Genomic DNA, 16,411 nt, shown 5'->3' on the forward strand with positions numbered 1-16,411 from the left:
ATAGAGGCTTTCTTTTAAGGTGATTGTATGCCTAGTGCTAAAATTCAATACTACAGTAAGGAATCTATTAACCTCATCCAGATGAAGAGGGATGATGCTTATATTGTGACAATGGCTAAGAAAGTGTATTACTTTGCTTACTATGCAAAGTTGAGGGCTGTTAAGCAAGCTATCAGAGGCGCTAACCAAAAGAACATTAAAAGCCTTAATAAGATATATAAAGATTTGTTATTTGACCTCAGGCAAGCTGAAGGTTCATATGTGATGGCTGGAAAGGCATTAAAGAACTATAACCAAACTTTATATGTTTTAAAGAGACATGAAAAGTTATTGATGCAATCTGTTAGAGAAAAGTGATTAATAATGAAAAAGATTTTATTAGCTGTTATGGCTTGCTCTATATTGGCTGGCTGTCACTCAGAGAATAAAAAAGATTTTACAGGTGTCTATGTCTGCTGGACTAAAGGCGCTAAAAAAGAATCTGATATAACTCAGAAGCGAGTATTAACCATCTATGATAGTGGTGCTCATGCTCTGGATAATAACGGGGTGCATCTTTCTTTAGATTGGGCTAACGCTCGTGATGATTTAATAAATTCACCTGATAGACAGAATGTGTATTTGCAATATGAAAAAATGGTTGATTCTGTTTCGCTAGATTACAATCTGACTTTTGATAAGGGTGGTAATATAACTGCAATGGTGCAGAGCACTGATATCAGTAATTCAGCTAATAGCACTTTATATCAGATGGACTGTGAACAGGTGAGCAAATGAAAAAGGTATTAATAGCGGCTATCGCCTGTGCTCTGCTCTCAGGCTGCACCAGTGGAATAGCAGCAGCTACACCAGAGCAAGTACAGAGCCTCGTGGCAAGCGAACAGGCACACGCCAACTTAACACTTAACACCAGAGGAACGAGAGAAGATGCAGCAGGAAGCCGCACAAGCCGCTACAGCGAATGAGGAACGTAAAGCAGGGGAACGGGAACAAATAGAAGATGCCCGTAGAGCCTGTGAAGCTGTTCACCCTCTGCTAGCTAGTGATTGTGATTAAAACGCTGCTAGTGACTACCTGATGGGGGGCAATGTGAAGAAGTTGATATTAGGTGTTTTACTGTTGTCTGCTTTTGGTGCTAATGCTGCTGACCTGACATATATAACTAAAGCAGATTGTGATAATGGCTATTCCGCTATCTACTCTGAGAATATAGCTAATGAACAAGAGAAGATAGTGATAATTCATAACAATAAGGCAATAGTCCATAAAGAAGGATTTGATATTTCTTCTTCTGTAACTGAATTGGATGGTGTTAAACATCTTCAAGAAGTAATAATGATGAATAATGCAAATAATGCAAATAATGCAAATAATGCAAATAATGCAAATAATGCAAATAATGATGAATAATGCAAATAATGCAAATAATGCAAATAATGCAAATAATGCAAATAATGCATCTTATGCTCTTGTTTATGAATTTCTCTATAACGAGCCGGATAATGCGGTAGATAAAGGTGTTATTCAGACTACTTCAAATGGCGTAACGCAAGTAGTAGCTCAATGCAACATATCAACTATTTCACCAAAGTAATTTAAATTGAAAATTCTATTAGCAGTGTTATTAGTATGTCTGTCAGGTTCAGCTTTTGCTTGTCCTAAAGGTGAACACCCCCACGGCGGTTACGGTAGCCACCATAGAGGGGGTTGGTGTTCTTATGATAATGGGAACTATTAAATGTTTAATCCTGAAATAAAATATCAGCCACGGCGTTTACCCGTTGAACAAAGAATAGAAAGATGTAGAGACAGGATAAAGGTAATAGAACACGAGCTAGCAAAAGAACGCCGGTTACTATCTCTCCTATTTGAAGAGGAAAGGCTAGCTGCTTTACCACCTGAACCTGTATTAAAAAGTCAGTCTATGACGCCTAAATTCATAGGTGCTGAAAAGGATGCAATGATTCTATTAGAGGAATGCAGGGAGACAGCACAATCATTAGGGTTAGATGCTACTATCTCTGATAAGTGGAGCAAGCACTATCCTGAAGCTAAGAGACAGGGGGTTTATATGGATGTAGCATATAAGGCTAACTTTTGGTTAGAACAATTGAAAGCTACTAAACGTTGATTAACATGAACGGCTGACCCTGGCCCAAAATCAATGCAGTGCTAAATCAGAGATCTTCGTCTTTTTGCAGGCTCCGGATAAATTCAGCCGGAGTCATGTCATTTAATGATGAATGTGTCCTCTCATGATTATATTCTCTGCGCCACTTCTCGAGTTTATCCTGCGCATCTTCCAGCGACAGGAACCAGTGAATATTCAGGCATTCATCCCGCAGGCTTCCGTTAAACGATTCAATAAACGGGTTATCTGTCGGTTTTCCGGGGCGGGAGAAGTCCATCGTCACACCGTGTTCATACGCCCATTTATCCAGACTTTTCGAGATAAACTCGCTACCGTTATCTGTTTGAATACGTACCGGCAGGCGATTATCCAGCACCCGCAGTGCTTCCATTACCCGGACCACATCTTCACCCTTCAATGATTTTCCTGCATGGATCGCCAGGCATTCCCGACTAAAATTATCCACTACAGTCAGCGCCCGGAAGCGCCGTCCATTAAACAGACTATCCGACACGAAATCCATACTCCAGCACTGATCGATGTACGTCAGGGACGGACGCTGCTGACGGTGTGCCACACTGATTATGCCTGCGGGGACGTTTCCTGCGCAAATTCAGGCCTTCCAGACAATAAATCCGGTGTGTTTTCTTATAGTTAATTAGCCAACCTTCTCGTTGCAGCAGAACGTGAATGCGCGGACAACCGTAGCGTATTCGTGTTTCCGCAATTTCCTTGATGCGCAGCGTTATTGCCCGATCGTCACGCCGACTCTGCCAGTGGTAGACAGTTCTGCTCTGCATCAGCAATCCGCATCCCCGACGGACGCTGATACGGTATGCCTCTCGCAGGAAATGTACCGCCTGGCGCTTCTGAGCCGGCCTCAGAACTTTTGCTTCAGTACCTCCTGCAGCATCTCCTTGTCCAGACTCAGATCAGCCACCAGTTTCTTCAGCCGCTGATTTTCATCCTCCAACTGCCGCAGACGCCGCAGCTCGGTCACGCCCAGACCGGCAAATTTTTTCTTCCAGTTATAAAAAAGTGGCCTCAGAAATACCCATCTTTCTGCAGACTTCCCCGACGCGGGTGCCGGTTTCGGCCTGTTTCAGTGCAAACGCAATCTGTTCTTCGGTATAACGGGTCTTTTTCATGGCAATGCGCCTCTCAGTGAGATGGAAGAAAGACCGAAGACTTCAGTTTAGCCTGGCACTGTTTTCAGGGAGAAGATCACCCCGTGAAGTGATTTATGATTAAAGTTAGTTTTGTTTTTGGTTAAAAAATGAACATGTGAGTGCTTTGGAAAATTACTGTAACACTCACCTGATTTACGCTGGTAGCACACAAATGGTACACAAACGGCACACAGGTAATCGCATACCCTCAACGTGCTACATCCCTTAAACGCCGCCATTGCTGGTTCTGGTGCCAAAATCAGGACAAAAAAAAGCCCATCGTGGGAGATGGGCAAAGACTACACACAGCAATTCGTTGTTTCACTCAGGGGATTTCCATGCTTATAAATCAATGTGTTGATCTAAAGCCATGGGCTAATAGTAGGCATAGTGATTTTTTACGTCGATCAGATTCATCTCAATAGTTTAAAAACTGTAAAGAATTTGCGACACAAATGATTATTTTAAGAAGGACGAGGTTGGGTCTAATCCCGCAAGAGGGAGGATTGATTAGTATTGTTAAACAATCAGGCGGCGCTGCCGCCTGATGTTGGATTACTTATTGCGTTCGATTTCAGCAATTTCTTCGAGGATTTCATCTGGATTGGTACCTGGCGCAGGGGCTTCGTTTACCCAGGCGGAGAACAGACGCCAGGAAACGGCCAGCACTACTGGACCGATAAACAGACCAATCATGCCGAAGGCAATCAGTCCGCCGATGACCCCGGAGAGAATCAGGATCAGTGGCAAATCAGCCCCCATACGAATCAGCATTGGTCGAATTACGTTATCCAGTGTTCCGACCACGCCGCTCCACACCAGCAGCACTGTGCCCCAGGTGGAATCCCCCGTCCAGTATAGCCAGATAATGGCCGGAATCAGCACTGGCAACGGCCCCAGTTGCACCAGACAAGACAGGATCATCAATACCGCCAGCAGCGTGGCGTAAGGCACGCCGGTTACCGCCAGACCAATACCCCCGAGCACTGCCTGCACCAGAGCGGTGACCACAACGCCCAATGCGACGGCGCGAATGGCTTGCGCGGCCAGCAGAATGGCAGCATCGCCACGTTTTGAGGCAAGACGGCAAGCGAAGTGACGAATACCTAATGCGACCTGTTCACCGCGCCAGTACAACAGGGCGCTGAACAGCAGCATCAGACCACAGTGCATCATAAAGCGGCCGATATGCGCGGCCTGACCGACAAACCAGGTGGTGGTGGTACCGATATAAGGACGAACCTTGGCCATAATGGCCGAACCGCCCATATCCAGTAAACTGTGCCATGCGCCATACATTTTGGCACCCACCAGTGGAATGCTGTTCAACCAAGCCAGATCCGGTAGCGTCATATCACCTGCGGTTACGGCATGGATCAGCGGCCCGCTGCCATCGACGATACTGTTAACCAGCAGCGCGATAGGGATGATGAACAACAGCACTAACAACAGTGTCATCACCAGTACGGCAAGTGAACGACGTCCCCAGAGCAATTTTTGTAAGCGTAGCAGGATAGGCCAGGTCGCAATGACAATCGTGCCTGCCCAGGCAAAACCGAGGATAAAGGGCTGAACAATCCAGAGACAGGCCACAATCAGGATGGCTAAAAACAGCACCGATAGCAGCACTTGTGCAATATCCCTGGGCTGACGGAAATTTACCATAAATACTTTTCACCTTTGTCTTTGCGCCAGAACGTTGACGCGACGTGAACACGTTAATCACACTCTATAATGATGAGCAATTTCAGCGGTTTTGAACAGGCGGATTCTGCCTGTAAATCTGCTGAGCGTATTAGAAAAAAATGTGATACAACAAACAAAGCAACACGCAAACGATTAAATTCACAACACAGACCGCAGGAAAGGGTCACTATAATGATTCCACAAATTTCTCAGGCGCCAGGTGTCGTTCAGCTGGTGCTCAATTTTTTGCAGGCGCTGGAGCAGCAAGGATTCACGGGTGATACGGCAACGAGCTATGCCGATCGTCTGACAATGTCGACGGATAACAGTATTTATCAGCTGCTTCCTGATGCTGTCGTTTTCCCTCGTTCAACCGCAGATGTGGCGCTAATCGCCCGTCTGGCGGCAGAACCGCTATTCTCGTCGTTGATTTTTACCCCGCGCGGCGGCGGCACCGGGACTAACGGTCAGGCGCTGAACCAGGGCATTATTGTTGATATGTCCCGCTATATGAGCCGCATTATTGAAATCAACCCGCAAGAAGGTTGGGTGCGGGTAGAAGCCGGCGTGATAAAAGACCAGCTCAACCAGTTTCTGAAGCCATATGGCTATTTCTTTGCCCCGGAATTATCCACCAGTAACCGGGCAACGCTCGGCGGGATGATCAACACCGATGCGTCCGGGCAAGGATCGTTGGTTTACGGTAAAACTTCCGACCATGTGTTGGGTATCCGTGCAGTGCTGATGGGCGGTGATATTCTGGATACCCAGCCCATGCCGGTCGAGCTTGCCCAAACGTTGGGTAACAGCAATACCACCATTGGCCGTATCTATAAGACCGTTTATGAGCGTTGTCGTGATAACCGACAGCTGATCATGGATAAATTCCCGAAACTTAATCGCTTCCTGACGGGTTACGATCTGCGGCACGTCTTTAACGATGAGATGACCGAATTTGATTTAACCCGCATTCTTACCGGCTCTGAAGGTACGCTGGCGTTTATCACCGAAGCCCGCCTTGATATCACGCCACTGCCCAAAGTCAGACAGTTGGTTAACGTTAAGTACGATTCGTTTGATTCGGCGTTGCGTAACGCGCCGGTGATGGTGGAAGCGCGCGCATTGTCGGTAGAAACCGTCGACTCCAAAGTACTCAATCTGGCGCGTGAAGACATCGTCTGGCACTCGGTAAGCGAACTGATTACCGATGTCGCGGATAAAGAGATGCTGGGCCTGAATATTGTCGAGTTTGCCGGTGACGACGAAACCTTGATTAATTCGCAAGTCAGCGCACTCTGCGAACGCCTGGATGGGTTAATCGCTCGCCAGGAAGCGGGCGTTATTGGCTGGCAGCTATGTACCGAACTGGCGGGCGTCGAACGAATTTACGCCATGCGCAAAAAGGCTGTCGGTCTGCTGGGCAATGCAAAAGGTTCCGCGAAGCCCATTCCGTTCGCCGAGGATACCTGCGTTCCTCCGGAGCATCTGGCTGACTATATTGCCGAGTTTCGCGCGCTGCTCGACAGCCATGGTCTGAGTTACGGTATGTTCGGCCACGTGGATGCTGGCGTGCTGCACGTCAGGCCGGCTTTAGATATGTGCGACCCGCAGCAGGAAGTGCTGATGAAACGCATTTCTGATGATGTCGTCGCGCTGACGGCAAAATATGGCGGTTTGTTGTGGGGTGAGCACGGGAAAGGTTTTCGTGCGGAATACAGTCCGGCGTTTTTCGGTGATGAACTGTATCGTGAACTGCGCAAAGTGAAATCGGTGTTTGATCCGCAAAACCGGCTCAACCCCGGCAAAATCTGTCCACCGGAGGACGTTGATGCGCCGATGATGAAAGTGGACGCGGTGAAACGCGGAACGTATGACCGTCAAATCCCGCTGGCCGTACGCCAGGAGTGGCGTGGGGCAATGGAGTGTAATGGCAACGGGTTATGCTTTAACTTCGATGCGAAAAGCCCCATGTGTCCGTCGATGAAAATCAGCCTTAACCGTATCCATTCTCCGAAAGGGCGAGCTACGCTGGTACGTGAATGGCTGCGTCTGTTGGCCGATCGCGGGATCGATCCTGTGCAACTGGAAAAAGAGCTACCGGAGAAACGCGCCAGTTTACGCACGCTGATTACCCGTACCCGCAACAGCTGGCATGCACGCAAGGGCGAATACGATTTCTCGCACGAAGTAAAAGAGGCGATGTCAGGTTGCCTGGCGTGTAAAGCCTGTTCCACACAGTGTCCGATTAAAATTGATGTGCCGGAGTTCCGCTCACGCTTCCTGCAACTGTACCACACGCGTTATCTGCGCCCGTTGCGCGATCATATGGTGGCGACCGTTGAGAGCTATGCACCGCTAATGGCGCGGGCGCCTAAAACGTTTAACTTCTTCATCAATCAGCCGCTGGTGCGAAATCTGGCTAAAAAGCACATTGGAATGGTTGATTTACCGCTGTTGTCTGCGCCGTCGCTGCAACGCCAACTGGTGGGGCATCGTTCTGCCAATATGACGCTGGAACAGCTCGAATTACTCAGCCTCGAGCAAAAAGCCCGCACGGTGCTGGTGGTACAGGATCCGTTCACCAGCTATTACGATGCGCAGGTGGTGGCTGATTTTATACGTCTGGTAGAAAAACTGGGTATGCAGCCGGTACTGCTGCCGTTTTCGCCAAACGGCAAGGCGCAGCACATTAAAGGCTTTTTAAACCGTTTTGCCAAAACGGCGAAAAAGACATCCGAGTTTCTTAACCGGGTAGCGAAGCTGAATATTCCGATGGTGGGTGTTGATCCGGCGCTGGTGCTTTGTTATCGCGATGAATATAAGCTGGTGCTGGGAGAACAGCGGGGTGATTTCCATGTGCTGCTGGCCAACGAATGGTTATCAAAAACTGTGGAAACACAGCAGTCAGTCGCTGTTGGCGGTGAACCGTGGTACTTCTTTGGCCACTGTACCGAAGTGACGGCTTTACCGGGCGCGCCTGCACAATGGGCGGCTATTTTTGCTCGCTTTGGCGCAAAGCTGGAGAACGTCAGCGTGGGGTGCTGTGGTATGGCTGGCACTTACGGTCACGAAGTGAAGAATCACCAAAACTCATTGGGTATCTATGAGTTATCATGGCACCAGGCAATGCAACGATTGCCACGTAACCGTTGTCTGGCTACAGGGTACTCCTGTCGCAGCCAGGTTAAACGCGTTGAAGGTACGGGCGTTCGCCACCCATTACAGGCACTGCTGGAGATTATAGGATGATCTGGAAACGTGAAGTCACACTCGAGGCGCTCAATGCCATGGGTGAAGGAAATATGGTTGGGTTGCTCGATATTCGTTTTGTGCACATTGGCGACGATACGCTGGAAGCTACGATGCCGGTGGACCATCGCACCAAACAACCCTTTGGGTTGTTACACGGCGGCGCATCCGTGGTGCTGGCGGAAAGCATTGGTTCGGTAGCTGGCTACTTGTGTACTCAGGGTGAGCAGAAAGTGGTGGGCCTGGAGATCAACGCCAACCATATCCGTTCTGCACGGGAAGGGCTCGTCAGGGGCGTATGTCGCGCGTTACATACAGGTTCTCGTCACCAGGTGTGGCAAATAGAAATCTTCGATGAGCAGGGTCGATTGTGCTGCACGTCGCGTCTGACGACCGCAATTTTGTGATGCATATTGCTTTTGGTCATTATCTGCACAGGGAATGGTGTTATACTGTGCAGGTTTTGAACACAAGCGAAGATGATATGTCTACCCAATTAGACCCTGCCCAACTGGCAATAGAATTTTTACGTCGTGATAAAACCGATCTTTCACCGGCTCAGTACCTGAAAAGGCTGAAACAGCTTGAGCTGGAGTTTGCAGATCTGTTAGCGCTCTCTTCCACTGAACTGAAAGAAGAGATCTATTTTGCCTGGCGCATGGGCGTTCATTGATTCCGGTATGCTTATCGTAACGAAACCCCGACACGCGTTCGGGGTTATTTTTGCCTTAAATCTTCATTACCACTTCATCTCGCCGCTGTTAACTTTTGCACTTAGTTCCAGCGAGCTTACGTCTGCAAGGCCTGGCCATGCTGCCGTCATGGTTTTAATCACATAACCCGATCCTTTTTTCGCCCCTAGCGCCTGCTCAAACGACTGCAAATAGTCCTGGGTGAAGCGAATAGCTTTATCACCGGTTGGGCGGTCGCCAATGTAATGACCCGGTACCACCTGAGTGGGCTGTAAGCTCTGCATTTCGCTCAGTACGCTACGCCATGCACTACGTTGTTGTTCAGACTGTGTGTCCGCCGTCCAGACGTGAATACCTGAAGCCACGCCTGTGCCGCCAATAATGGCTCGATTCGCCGGGATCCAGATATACGCTGCATAATCGTTGGCGTGACGCAGTTCCAGCGTTTCGTCATCAACCGTGAACTGCGTTTGCGTAGTCGCCTGCGGAACGGTGAGCGATGTTGGTGCGCCGTCCTTCATTTGCGGGCCCCAGAACTGCAGCTTGGCCTCTTTGGTGGCGCGGATATGGTCTACCACCTGCGGCGTTGCCAGGACTTTTACCTGTGGGAAGGCCTCAACGATGGGCTGCAAACCAAAATAGAAATCCGGATCGCCGGAGGTGATCACAATAGCCTTCAGCGTTTTACCGCTGGCTCGAATCATTTGCACCAGTTGTTCGCCATCTTTGGTACTGAACTGGGCGTCAAACAAAATCGCCTCTTTTGGGCCAGACACCAGCGTCGAAGAAACCGGGAAAATAGCCTTATCCTGTGGATTATAGACGTCCAGCTGTAGCGGAGCGGCGAAAGCTGAAGACGCAAACAGAGGTAACAGCAGGGCCAGAGTTTTAACTTTCATACCAGGTAACCTTGTGCAGGAAATTGTCTTTTGATAGTTCCCGTATTTTAAGGATATTCGGATCTGTTAGAATTCCCTCATTAGGACATGCTGAGTTTCATAAAACGATCGGATGGGAACAATGGACAGAGTGATGGCGGCAACGGTATTCAACCATATCTGTGATTTGGGTAGCCTGAGCGCAGCCGCGCGTGCGTTGGGGCTTTCCCGTCCGATGGTCAGTCGTTATCTCGACGAGATGGAAAAATGGGCAGGCGCAAGGCTTATCCATCGCTCATCGCGTCGCTTGACGATCACGCCAGCGGGTGAAGATGCATTAGTGAAAACACGTTCTCTGGCGCAACTTTCGCTGGATATTGGTGCCGCCAGTGCCGCGCAAATTCCCTCCGGCACGCTACGTGTAGCCTGCGCCCATTTTACCGCGATGCATATTCTTGCTCCGGTTCTGCCGACGTTTATGGCGCAATATCCGCAATTACGTATTGAGGTGGAGATCAATAATCAACCGGTAAGCCTTGTGGGGGAACGCATCGATGTGGCGATCCGCATAACGGATAATCCAGAGCCAGGGACTATTGCCCGTCGGTTGGGCGACTGTAAATCGGTGCTTTGCGCGTCTGCAGATTATCTGCATCAACATGGCACGCCTGAGACAATCGACGATCTCACACGGCACAATTGCCTGTACTACAGCGGTTTTGCCGGACAATCCTGGCACTTTTTGGATCCTCAGGGGCAGCCTGTCTCCGTTGCAATCAAAGGGAATTTGAGTGCAGGGATCTCTTCGCTGCTCTGCGAGTCGGCGGTGGCCGGAATGGGGATCGCGTTGGTGCCAGAGCTGGAGGCGCAGGAAGGGCTGGAGCAGGGAAAGCTAATTCGATTACTGCCAGAACTTCAACCTAAATGCCTGCCGATTTATGGTTTATACCTTTCACGTGAACATCAACCCGCAGGGCTACGCCTGCTGCTGGACACGCTCAGTGAGGCACAGCGTTAAATATGTGATTGAACGCGTTTATAAAATAGTCAAACCGCAATTAGTGTTAAAAAAAACTAATCGGTGTATGAGATTCTTCTTATCGCCCCTTCAAGAGCTAAGCCAATATGAGTGCCGGAGATAAGCGCCGGATGGGGCCGGAACCCTTAAGCCTGCCAGCAAGCAGACTTAAGGGTTTTTCGTTGTTTGTTTATTATTTGAATTGTTTTTCCCTACCTTCATCCCCACCTATCCTTTAAATAGACATTTTCTATACATCTTTTGTCATTTGACCTGACTGAACGATTGGATTTTCATAATCCATTATTAATCAATGCATTGAACAAAATAATCCATCCCTGTAAACCCTCGCTGCAGGGTCTATGCTTAGTAAAAGTAGTCAGAAAGGGCGATTAACCCGAATGCCCCTGCTGTTGAGGGGTTGAAGTGATAATCATTATCACTAACATGGTGTTATAGCTTAAAAGCTAGTGACTCGAGGTAACTCTATGGAATTGCATTCAGGAACATTTAACCCGGAAGATTTTGCCTGGCGTGGACTGACGTTAACGCCAGCGGCTGCGGCGCATATCCGTGAACTGGTGGCAAAGCAACCTGACATGTTGGGTGTGCGTTTAGGTGTGAAGCAAACAGGGTGCGCGGGATTCGGTTACGTGCTGGATACCGTCCGCCAACCCGAAAAAGACGATCTGCTGTTTGAAACGGAGGGCGCCAGACTTTATGTGCCGTTGCAGGCGATGCCGTTCATTGACGGCACAGAAGTCGATTTCGTTCGCGAAGGATTAAACCAGTTATTTAAATTTCATAACCCGAAAGCCCAGAACGAATGCGGCTGTGGCGAAAGTTTTGGGGTATAGGCGGTACTATGTCTCGTAATACTGAAGCAACTGACGATGTCAACACCTGGGCTGGCGGGCACCTTAATTACAAAGAGGGCTTCTTCACCCAACTGCAAACCGATGAGCTGGCAAAAGGGATCAATGAAGATGTCGTGCGCGCGATTTCGGCAAAACGAAATGAACCCGACTGGATGCTGGAATTTCGCCTGAATGCCTTTAAAGCGTGGCTGACCATGGAAGAACCACACTGGCTTAAAGCGCATTACGACAAACTGAATTATCAGGAGTACAGCTATTACTCCGCACCTTCCTGCGGTAACTGCGATGAAACCTGTGCGTCTGAACCGGGAGCGGTACAGCAAACGGGCGCGAATGCATTTTTAAGCAAAGAGGTTGAGGACGCATTTGAACAGCTTGGCGTGCCGGTACGTGAAGGCAAAGAAGTTGCGGTTGATGCCATTTTCGACTCGGTATCGGTAGCGACCACCTATCGCGACAAACTGGCGGAACAGGGCATTATTTTCTGTTCGTTCGGTGAGGCCATTCACGATCATCCTGAGCTGGTAAAACAGTACCTGGGCACGGTTGTCCCCGGCAATGACAATTTCTTTGCCGCGCTGAATGCGGCGGTGGCATCTGACGGCACGTTTATTTATGTACCGAAAGGCGTACGTTGCCCAATGGAGCTGTCGACCTATTTCCGTATCAATGCGGAAAAAACCGGGCAGTTTGAACGCACCATTCTGGTTGCGGATGAGGGCAGCTACGTCAGCTATATCGAAGGCTGTTCAGCCCCGGTGCGCGACAGTTACCAACTACACGCGGCGGTGGTGGAAGTCATTATCCACAAAGATGCCGAAGTGAAATACTCCACGGTGCAAAACTGGTTTCCCGGCGATGGCAATACGGGCGGTATTTTGAATTTCGTCACCAAGCGCGCACTCTGCGAAGGCGAAAACAGCAAAATGTCGTGGACGCAGTCGGAAACCGGCTCGGCCATTACCTGGAAATACCCAAGCTGCATTTTGCGTGGCGACAACTCGATCGGCGAATTCTACTCCGTCGCGCTGACCAGTGGACATCAGCAGGCCGATACCGGCACCAAAATGATCCACATTGGCAAAAACACCAAATCGACCATTATCTCGAAAGGGATCTCCGCCGGACACAGTCAGAACAGTTATCGCGGCTTAGTGAAAATCATGCCGACCGCTACTAATGCCCGCAACTATACCCAATGCGACTCGATGTTGATCGGTGCGGATTGTGGGGCACACACCTTCCCGTATGTGGAGTGTCGTAACAATAGCGCCCAGCTTGAACATGAAGCCACCACGTCGCGTATTGGTGAAGACCAGTTGTTTTACTGTCTGCAGCGCGGCATCAGTGAAGAGGATGCCATTTCGATGATCGTGAATGGTTTCTGTAAAGACGTGTTCTCTGAACTGCCGCTGGAGTTTGCCGTGGAAGCGCAAAAACTTCTCGCCATAAGTCTTGAGCACAGCGTCGGTTAAATTTTAAGGAAAGCACATGTTAAGCATCAAAGATTTACAGGTCAGTGTGGAAGATAAGGCGATCCTGCGTGGGTTGAGCCTTGAGGTTCGCCCCGGAGAAGTTCACGCCATTATGGGACCAAACGGTTCGGGGAAAAGTACGCTTTCTGCAACTCTTGCTGGGCGGGAAGACTACGACGTCACTGGCGGGACGGTAGAGTTCAACGGCAAAGATTTACTGGAACTGTCGCCGGAAGACCGGGCCGGTGAAGGGATCTTCATGGCATTCCAGTATCCGGTGGAAATCCCTGGCGTCAGTAACCAGTTTTTCCTGCAAACGGCGCTGAATGCGGTGCGAAGTTACCGTGGCGAAGAGTCGCTGGATCGATTCGACTTCCAGGATCTGATGGAAGAGAAAATAGCGCTGCTGAAGATGCCGGAAGATTTGCTCACGCGCTCGGTAAACGTCGGTTTCTCCGGCGGTGAGAAAAAACGTAATGACATTCTGCAAATGGCCGTGCTGGAGCCTCAGTTGTGCATTCTTGATGAGTCAGACTCCGGGCTGGATATTGATGCGCTGAAAATCGTTGCGGATGGCGTGAACTCGCTGCGTGACGGGAAACGCTCATTCATTATCGTCACTCACTATCAGCGCATCCTGGACTATATCAAACCCGATTTTGTTCACGTTCTCTACCAGGGGCGAATTGTGAAGTCCGGCGATTTTACGCTGGTCAAACAACTGGAGGAGCAAGGTTATGGCTGGCTTAGCGAACAGCAGTAACGTGCTGCAACAGTGGCACCATCTGTTTGAGACGCAAGGGGAGACACGCTCACACCATGCGCAGCAGCACTTGCAACAGATGCTGCGTCTGGGGCTGCCAACGCGGAAGCATGAGGACTGGAAATACACGCCGCTGGAGGGATTAACCAACAGCCAGTTTGTCAGTCATGTCGCTGAGATAACGTCAGCCCAATGTGCAGCGTTGTCGCCGACAATTGATGCTGTACGACTGGTGTTTGTTGACGGGCAATTCTCTCCGACGCTCAGCGACAGTACAGACGGTAGCGGTTTTGACATTACCATTGACGATGCGCGCCAGGCGCTGCCAGCGGCTATCCAACCGGAAGTGTTTTTGCACCTTACCGAAAGCCTGTCCCGTAGCGTAACGCACATTCAGGTGAAGCGTAACCAGCGCCCCGCGAAACCGCTGCTGCTGCTGCACATAACCCAGGGGCTGGCGGGCGATGAGGTGAATACGGCGCACTATCGCCACCATCTGGAGCTAGCGGAAGGCGCAGAAGCCACCGTTATTGAACACTATGCCAGCCTCAGCGAGCGTCGCCATTTCACCGGCGCACGCTTAACGATGAACGTCGCGGCAAACGCCCATTTGCGCCATATCAAACTGGCGTTCGAAAATCCGTTTAGTCACCATTTCGCGCATAATGACATTCAATTGGGCGCGGATGCTACTGCCGTTAGCCACAGCTTCTTGCTTGGTGATGCGGTATTGCGCCATAACACCAGTACGCAGCTTAACGGTGAAAACACCACGCTTCGGCTGAACAGTCTGGCGATGCCGGTGAAAAATGAAGTCTGTGATACACGGACCTGGCTTGAGCACAACAAAGGGTATTGCAACAGTCGCCAGCTGCATAAAACGATTGTCAGCGATAAGGGACGAGCGGTCTTCAATGGTCTGATCAACGTCGCCCAGCACGCCATCAAAACCGACGGTCAGATGACCAACAATAATTTGTTGCTCGGAAAGCTGGCGGAGGTGGATACCAAGCCACAGCTCGAAATTTACGCCGACGATGTGAAATGCAGCCACGGGGCGACGGTAGGACGGATCGACGACGAGCAGATGTTCTATCTGCGTTCGCGAGGGATCGGCCAGCAGGATGCTCAACACATGATTCTCTATGCGTTTGCCGCTGAGCTGACGGAAGCCCTGGGCGATGAAACGCTGAAACAACAGGTACTGGCGCGGATCGCCCAACGCTTGCCGGGAGGCGCAGCATGACATTTCCCATTGAAAAAGTACGGGCTGACTTTCCGGTCCTGACGCGTGAAGTGAACGGTTTACCGTTGGCGTATCTGGACAGCGCTGCCAGCGCGCAAAAACCCAATCAGGTGATTGATGCCGAGGCCGAGTTTTATCGTCACGGCTATGCGGCGGTCCACCGCGGTATTCATACGCTGAGCGCCCAGGCCACGGAAAAAATGGAAAATGTGCGCAAGCTTGCCTCGTTGTTTATTAACGCCCGCTCAGCGGAAGAGCTGGTGTTTGTTCGTGGTACGACGGAAGGCATCAATCTGGTGGCGAACAGCTGGGGCAGCAGCAATGTGCGAGCGGGCGATAACATTATCATCAGCGAAATGGAGCACCACGCCAATATTGTGCCCTGGCAGATGCTGTGTGCCCGCGTAGGGGCAGAGCTGCGCGTTATTCCGCTCAATGCCGATGGTACGTTGCAGCTGGAGACGCTGCCGACGCTGTTTGACGATCGTACGCAACTGCTGGCGATTACCCACGTTTCTAACGTGTTGGGTACCGAGAACCCGTTATCGGAAATGATTGAGCTGGCGCATCAATACGGCGCAAAAGTGTTGGTGGATGGCGCGCAGGCGGTGATGCATCATCAGGTGGATGTCCAGGCACTGGATTGCGATTTTTATGTTTTCTCCGGGCATAAACTTTATGGACCAACCGGTATTGGCGTTCTGTATGCCAGAGAGTCGCTGTTGCAGGAGATGCCACCCTGGGAAGGCGGTGGTTCAATGATTGCGACGGTGAGTTTGAGTCAGGGGACAACGTGGGCTAAAGCCCCCTGGCGTTTTGAAGCCGGAACGCCAAACACCGGAGGTATTATCGGACTCGGCGCGGCTATTGAGTATGTTTCAGCACTGGGGCTTACTGAAATCAGCGAATATGAACAGTTCATGATGCGCTATGCGTTGGAGCAGCTGGCGGATGTGCCGGATTTGACACTCTACGGACCGGATAACCGCCTGGGTGTGATTGCATTTAACCTTGGTAAACATCACGCCTTTGACGTCGGCAGTTTTCTTGATAACTATGGAATAGCCGTGCGGACGGGGCATCACTGCGCTATGCCGCTGATGGCCTACTATAACGTTCCTGCTATGTGTCGGGCGTCGATTGCAATGTACAACACCCATGAAGAAGTGGATCGCCTGGTAACGGGCCTCAAGCGTATTCATCATTTACTGGGCTAACAGGGAGGC

The 16,411-nt window shown here is 50.2% G+C and carries 17 protein-coding genes, 1 other RNA gene and 1 pseudogene; 15 read left to right on the forward strand and 4 right to left on the reverse strand.

Translation table 11 applies throughout. The features are described 5' to 3' along the window. Window positions 1-27: 27 nt before the first annotated feature. The 6 genes from OGY09_RS18995 to OGY09_RS19020 all read left to right on the forward strand — a co-directional run bounded on the left by OGY09_RS18995 (window position 28) and on the right by OGY09_RS19020 (window position 2,131). Complete coding sequence (locus OGY09_RS18995; RefSeq protein WP_032943185.1) at window positions 28-357, forward strand: hypothetical protein; 330 nt, start codon at window positions 28-30, stop codon at window positions 355-357. Window positions 358-363: 6 nt separating this feature from the next. After that, window positions 364-777 (forward strand): hypothetical protein, encoded by a 414-nt coding sequence (locus tag OGY09_RS19000; protein WP_032943187.1) that lies wholly within the window; start codon window positions 364-366, stop codon window positions 775-777. Beyond that, complete coding sequence (locus OGY09_RS19005) at window positions 774-965, forward strand: putative periplasmic lipoprotein (RefSeq protein ID WP_048226717.1); 192 nt, start codon at window positions 774-776, stop codon at window positions 963-965. The genes OGY09_RS19000 and OGY09_RS19005 overlap by 4 nt, the downstream gene beginning before the upstream one ends. A gap of 124 nt (window positions 966-1,089) precedes the next feature. Continuing rightward, window positions 1,090-1,410: a hypothetical protein gene (locus tag OGY09_RS19010; protein WP_286590808.1), complete on the forward strand. Its 321-nt coding sequence runs from the start codon at window positions 1,090-1,092 to the stop codon at window positions 1,408-1,410. Beyond that, on the forward strand, window positions 1,400-1,594 hold the full coding sequence (locus tag OGY09_RS19015) for a hypothetical protein (protein WP_286590809.1): 195 nt from the start codon (window positions 1,400-1,402) through the stop codon (window positions 1,592-1,594). Before OGY09_RS19010 ends, OGY09_RS19015 begins: the two co-directional genes overlap by 11 nt. Before the next feature lie 144 nt (window positions 1,595-1,738). Further along, window positions 1,739-2,131, forward strand: a complete 393-nt coding sequence (locus tag OGY09_RS19020; RefSeq protein WP_032943190.1) for a hypothetical protein — start codon at window positions 1,739-1,741, stop codon at window positions 2,129-2,131. Between the two features lie 46 nt (window positions 2,132-2,177). Here OGY09_RS19020 and OGY09_RS19025 read toward each other — a convergent pair. The 3 genes and pseudogenes from OGY09_RS19025 to ydiK form a co-directional block, all read right to left on the reverse strand. Beyond that, window positions 2,178-3,279, reverse strand: a pseudogene (locus OGY09_RS19025) (IS3 family transposase). Between the two features lie 285 nt (window positions 3,280-3,564). Next, window positions 3,565-3,672: antisense sRNA RprA (gene rprA, locus OGY09_RS19030), an RNA gene on the reverse strand. A 183-nt stretch (window positions 3,673-3,855) separates the two neighbouring features. Next, window positions 3,856-4,965: an AI-2E family transporter YdiK gene (gene ydiK / locus OGY09_RS19035; RefSeq protein ID WP_003832632.1), complete on the reverse strand. Its 1,110-nt coding sequence runs from the start codon at window positions 4,963-4,965 to the stop codon at window positions 3,856-3,858. Window positions 4,966-5,178: 213 nt separating this feature from the next. Between ydiK and ydiJ the strand changes: the two genes are divergently transcribed. The 3 genes from ydiJ (at window position 5,179) to OGY09_RS19050 (ending at window position 8,908) form a co-directional block, all read left to right on the forward strand. After that, window positions 5,179-8,235: a D-2-hydroxyglutarate dehydrogenase YdiJ gene (gene ydiJ, locus OGY09_RS19040; protein ID WP_032943193.1), complete on the forward strand. Its 3,057-nt coding sequence runs from the start codon at window positions 5,179-5,181 to the stop codon at window positions 8,233-8,235. Continuing rightward, on the forward strand, window positions 8,232-8,642 hold the full coding sequence (gene menI, locus OGY09_RS19045) for a 1,4-dihydroxy-2-naphthoyl-CoA hydrolase (protein WP_008784603.1): 411 nt from the start codon (window positions 8,232-8,234) through the stop codon (window positions 8,640-8,642). The genes ydiJ and menI overlap by 4 nt, the downstream gene beginning before the upstream one ends. A 77-nt stretch (window positions 8,643-8,719) precedes the next feature. Then, window positions 8,720-8,908, forward strand: coding sequence for a YdiH family protein (locus tag OGY09_RS19050; protein ID WP_003030540.1), 189 nt, complete (start codon window positions 8,720-8,722; stop codon window positions 8,906-8,908). Between the two features lie 66 nt (window positions 8,909-8,974). Here the strand turns inward: OGY09_RS19050 and OGY09_RS19055 are convergent, their stop codons facing one another. Beyond that, window positions 8,975-9,826, reverse strand: a complete 852-nt coding sequence (locus OGY09_RS19055; RefSeq protein WP_032943195.1) for a Vmh family MBL fold metallo-hydrolase — start codon at window positions 9,824-9,826, stop codon at window positions 8,975-8,977. A gap of 121 nt (window positions 9,827-9,947) precedes the next feature. Between OGY09_RS19055 and OGY09_RS19060 the strand changes: the two genes are divergently transcribed. The 6 genes from OGY09_RS19060 (at window position 9,948) to sufS (ending at window position 16,402) form a co-directional block, all read left to right on the forward strand. After that, window positions 9,948-10,823 carry a LysR family transcriptional regulator gene (locus tag OGY09_RS19060; protein WP_020996441.1) on the forward strand — a complete coding sequence of 292 codons (876 nt, stop codon included), beginning with the start codon at window positions 9,948-9,950 and terminating at the stop codon, window positions 10,821-10,823. 488 nt (window positions 10,824-11,311) lie between these two features. Continuing rightward, window positions 11,312-11,680 (forward strand): Fe-S cluster assembly scaffold SufA, encoded by a 369-nt coding sequence (gene sufA, locus OGY09_RS19065; RefSeq protein ID WP_032943201.1) that lies wholly within the window; start codon window positions 11,312-11,314, stop codon window positions 11,678-11,680. Between the two features lie 8 nt (window positions 11,681-11,688). Beyond that, entirely contained in the window at window positions 11,689-13,176 is a 1,488-nt protein-coding gene (gene sufB, locus OGY09_RS19070; protein WP_020996440.1) for a Fe-S cluster assembly protein SufB, read from the forward strand. Window positions 13,177-13,192: 16 nt separating this feature from the next. Beyond that, complete coding sequence (gene sufC / locus OGY09_RS19075) at window positions 13,193-13,939, forward strand: Fe-S cluster assembly ATPase SufC (RefSeq protein WP_003832649.1); 747 nt, start codon at window positions 13,193-13,195, stop codon at window positions 13,937-13,939. Then, complete coding sequence (sufD, locus tag OGY09_RS19080) at window positions 13,914-15,185, forward strand: Fe-S cluster assembly protein SufD (protein WP_032943209.1); 1,272 nt, start codon at window positions 13,914-13,916, stop codon at window positions 15,183-15,185. The genes sufC and sufD overlap by 26 nt, the downstream gene beginning before the upstream one ends. Next, on the forward strand, window positions 15,182-16,402 hold the full coding sequence (sufS, locus tag OGY09_RS19085) for a cysteine desulfurase SufS (protein WP_008784609.1): 1,221 nt from the start codon (window positions 15,182-15,184) through the stop codon (window positions 16,400-16,402). Before sufD ends, sufS begins: the two co-directional genes overlap by 4 nt. Window positions 16,403-16,411: the final 9 nt, after the last annotated feature.

Origin of the sequence: Citrobacter sp. Cpo071 (genome assembly GCF_030332765.1) — a bacterium.
GTDB classification, from domain to species: domain Bacteria; phylum Pseudomonadota; class Gammaproteobacteria; order Enterobacterales; family Enterobacteriaceae; genus Citrobacter; species Citrobacter portucalensis.

Bases quoted from the DNA above. Each gene is read 5' to 3' on its own strand.
- OGY09_RS18995 (WP_032943185.1), top strand. From the start codon at position 28: ATGCCTAGTGCTAAAATTCAATACTACAGTAAGGAATCTATTAACCTC.
- OGY09_RS19000 (WP_032943187.1), top strand. From the start codon at position 364: ATGAAAAAGATTTTATTAGCTGTTATGGCTTGCTCTATATTGGCTGGC.
- OGY09_RS19005 (WP_048226717.1), top strand. From the start codon at position 774: ATGAAAAAGGTATTAATAGCGGCTATCGCCTGTGCTCTGCTCTCAGGC.
- OGY09_RS19015 (WP_286590809.1), top strand. From the start codon at position 1,400: ATGATGAATAATGCAAATAATGCAAATAATGCAAATAATGCAAATAAT.
- OGY09_RS19020 (WP_032943190.1), top strand. From the start codon at position 1,739: ATGTTTAATCCTGAAATAAAATATCAGCCACGGCGTTTACCCGTTGAA.
- ydiK (WP_003832632.1), bottom strand. From the start codon at position 4,965: ATGGTAAATTTCCGTCAGCCCAGGGATATTGCACAAGTGCTGCTATCG.
- ydiJ (WP_032943193.1), top strand. From the start codon at position 5,179: ATGATTCCACAAATTTCTCAGGCGCCAGGTGTCGTTCAGCTGGTGCTC.
- menI (WP_008784603.1), top strand. From the start codon at position 8,232: ATGATCTGGAAACGTGAAGTCACACTCGAGGCGCTCAATGCCATGGGT.
- OGY09_RS19050 (WP_003030540.1), top strand. From the start codon at position 8,720: ATGTCTACCCAATTAGACCCTGCCCAACTGGCAATAGAATTTTTACGT.
- OGY09_RS19055 (WP_032943195.1), bottom strand. From the start codon at position 9,826: ATGAAAGTTAAAACTCTGGCCCTGCTGTTACCTCTGTTTGCGTCTTCA.
- OGY09_RS19060 (WP_020996441.1), top strand. From the start codon at position 9,948: ATGGACAGAGTGATGGCGGCAACGGTATTCAACCATATCTGTGATTTG.
- sufA (WP_032943201.1), top strand. From the start codon at position 11,312: ATGGAATTGCATTCAGGAACATTTAACCCGGAAGATTTTGCCTGGCGT.
- sufB (WP_020996440.1), top strand. From the start codon at position 11,689: ATGTCTCGTAATACTGAAGCAACTGACGATGTCAACACCTGGGCTGGC.
- sufC (WP_003832649.1), top strand. From the start codon at position 13,193: ATGTTAAGCATCAAAGATTTACAGGTCAGTGTGGAAGATAAGGCGATC.
- sufD (WP_032943209.1), top strand. From the start codon at position 13,914: ATGGCTGGCTTAGCGAACAGCAGTAACGTGCTGCAACAGTGGCACCAT.
- sufS (WP_008784609.1), top strand. From the start codon at position 15,182: ATGACATTTCCCATTGAAAAAGTACGGGCTGACTTTCCGGTCCTGACG.